Raw genomic sequence first — 2420 nt, forward strand, 5'->3', positions numbered from 1 at the left:
CGTAAGGGGCCGGGGAACACACCTTCCGAGCCCGAGCAATAAGGGCGATTGTGTCCGCGTATTTTTAAGCGGACGCAATTACCCTTAATGCCAGGATCGTCATGCGCCAACGTAAGTCATACCCGAAATCCTTCAAGACCCAAGTCGTCCAAGAGTGCGAGCAGCCCGGTGTTTCCGTGGCAGCTATTGCGATGAGTCACGGGATTAATGCCAATGTCGTTCGCCGGTGGATACCGCTTTACCGTGATCAGCAGGCAGTCGCGCTGCCAGCTTTCATTCCTTTGAAAGTCGCGCCGGTTGAACCAAAACAAAAGACCGAAGCATCGGCGATCATTGAGCTGCCGCTTGGCGAGCAATCGCTAATCGTGAAATGGCCAACTTCCGACCCTGACGGATGCGCCCGCTTTGTCCGAGGGCTTGTCCTATGATCCGCATCGATTCCATCTGGCTCGCCACCGAGCCGATGGACATGCGCGCCGGTACCGAGACGGCATTGGCCAGAGTGATCGCGGTGTTTGGTGCGGCGAAGCCGCACTGTGCTTATCTGTTCGCCAACCGCCGCGCCACGCGCATGAAAGTTCTGGTGCATGACGGCTTCGGGATCTGGCTGGCGGCTCGGCGTTTGAATCAAGGCAAGTTCCATTGGCCAGGCATTCGCCAAGGCTCTGAAATGGAGTTGGATACCGAACAACTCCAGGCTCTGGTGTTGGGTCTGCCATGGCAACGCGCCGGCTCCGGCGGTGCGATCACACTGCTTTAACGGCTGCCATTAGCCTATCGGTCTATCGCCGCGAACTACTTGCTCTGGCAAAATCGGCGCCATGACTTCGCTCCCCAACCTCGACCACCTTACCCCTGAACAACTGCGCGCTTTGGCGGCGCAGTTGATACAGCGTGTCGAGACGCTCGACCATCAAGTCGACACACTGGGTAAGACGGTCGAGACGATGGGCAAGAAGATCAACCGTGATCAAACGGTTATCGAGAAGCTCACCCACGAGATCGCACAACTCAAGCGTTTGAAGTTTGCCAAGCGCAGCGAGCAGATGAATCCTGAGCAGGCCAGCTTGCTCGATGACCTGATCGATACCGATATCGCGGCGATTGAAGCAGAGCTTCAAGCCTTGCAAACAGTGCTGGCTCCAACCGAGAAAAAGCAAAAGCCCAAACGCACTGCTTTGCCGGCAGAGTTTCCACGCACGCTAATCCATCACGAACCGGACAACACTCACTGCCCATGTGGCTGCGCACTCAAGCGTATCGGTGAGGACGTCAGCGAAAAGCTGGACTACACGCCCGGCGTGTTTACCGTTGAGCGCCATGTCCGTGGCAAGTGGGTCTGTGATGACTGCGAAACGCTGATCCAGGCGCCGGTTCCGGCGCAGGTCATCGATAAGGGAATCCCGACTGCCGGGTTACTTGCCCACGTCATGATCGCGAAGTTTGCTGACCATCTGCCTCTTTACCGTCAGGAATCGATTTTCGGTCGTGCCGGCTTGGCGATTCCACGTTCAACTTTGGCTCAATGGGTTGGTGTGACTGGGGTGCAGCTGCAACCTCTGGTCGATGCACTGCGCGACGTAGTGCTTGGGCAGCAGGTTATTCATGCCGATGAAACACCCGTGCAGATGCTCGTGCCGGGCTCAAAGAAAACCCATCGCTCTTATGTTTGGGCTTACGCCACCAGCCAATTCTGCGAAACAGCGGCAGTCGTTTACGACTTCAGCCCCAGCCGAGCCGGTGAGCATGCTCGCAACTTCCTGCAAGACTGGAAGGGCAAGCTGGTCTGTGACGATTTTGGCGGCTACAAGGCCAGCTTCGCACTCGGCGTGACCGAGATCGGATGCATGGCCCATGCGCGACGCAAGTTCTTCGAACTGCACGCGACCAACAAGAGCATGCTCGCCGAACAGGCCCTGCGCTACATCCAGTTGCTGTACGAAATCGAGCGTGAAGTGCGCGACCTAGAGCCGGATTTACGGCGCCGAATACGGCAAGAAAAAGCCGTACCGGTGATGGATATGCTGCATGCCTGGATGATGGCCCAGCGCGATCTCGTGCCTGAAGGTTCAGCCATCAGCAGAGCGCTGGATTACAGCCTGAAACGCTGGGCAGCGCTGTCGCGCTACCTCAATGACGGGGCCGTACCCATTGACAATAATTGGGCGGAGAACCAGATCCGGCCGTGGGCTCTTGGACGCAAGAACTGGCTCTTTGCAGGGTCGTTGCGCAGCGGCAAACGAGCGGCGGCGATTATGAGTTTGATCCAGTCTGCGCGGCTGAATGGGCATGATCCGTACGCGTATCTAAAAGATGTCCTCACGCGCCTGCCGACGCAGCGCGCGAGTGAAATCGATCAGTTGCTGCCGCATAGGTGGCAGCCGGTCTAATCAGGCAAGGCGTGATGCCCGGACGCATAC

General features: G+C 57.6%; 3 protein-coding genes. All 3 read left to right on the top strand.

Going from position 1 to position 2420, the window contains the following annotated elements; genetic code table 11:
* Positions 1 to 101: 101 nt before the first annotated feature.
* Positions 102 to 428: a transposase gene (locus tag FQ187_RS29770; protein WP_178122796.1), complete on the top strand. Its 327-nt coding sequence runs from the start codon at positions 102 to 104 to the stop codon at positions 426 to 428.
* Positions 425 to 760 carry an IS66 family insertion sequence element accessory protein TnpB gene (gene tnpB / locus FQ187_RS30680; protein ID WP_028622703.1) on the top strand — a complete coding sequence of 112 codons (336 nt, stop codon included), beginning with the start codon at positions 425 to 427 and terminating at the stop codon, positions 758 to 760. Before FQ187_RS29770 ends, tnpB begins: the two co-directional genes overlap by 4 nt.
* A gap of 61 nt (positions 761 to 821) precedes the next feature.
* Positions 822 to 2390 carry an IS66 family transposase gene (locus tag FQ187_RS29780; protein ID WP_149632218.1) on the top strand — a complete coding sequence of 523 codons (1569 nt, stop codon included), beginning with the start codon at positions 822 to 824 and terminating at the stop codon, positions 2388 to 2390.
* Positions 2391 to 2420: the final 30 nt, after the last annotated feature.

It is taken from the genome of Pseudomonas sp. ANT_J28, assembly GCF_008370005.1.
Classification (GTDB): Bacteria; Pseudomonadota; Gammaproteobacteria; order Pseudomonadales; family Pseudomonadaceae; genus Aquipseudomonas; species Aquipseudomonas frigoris.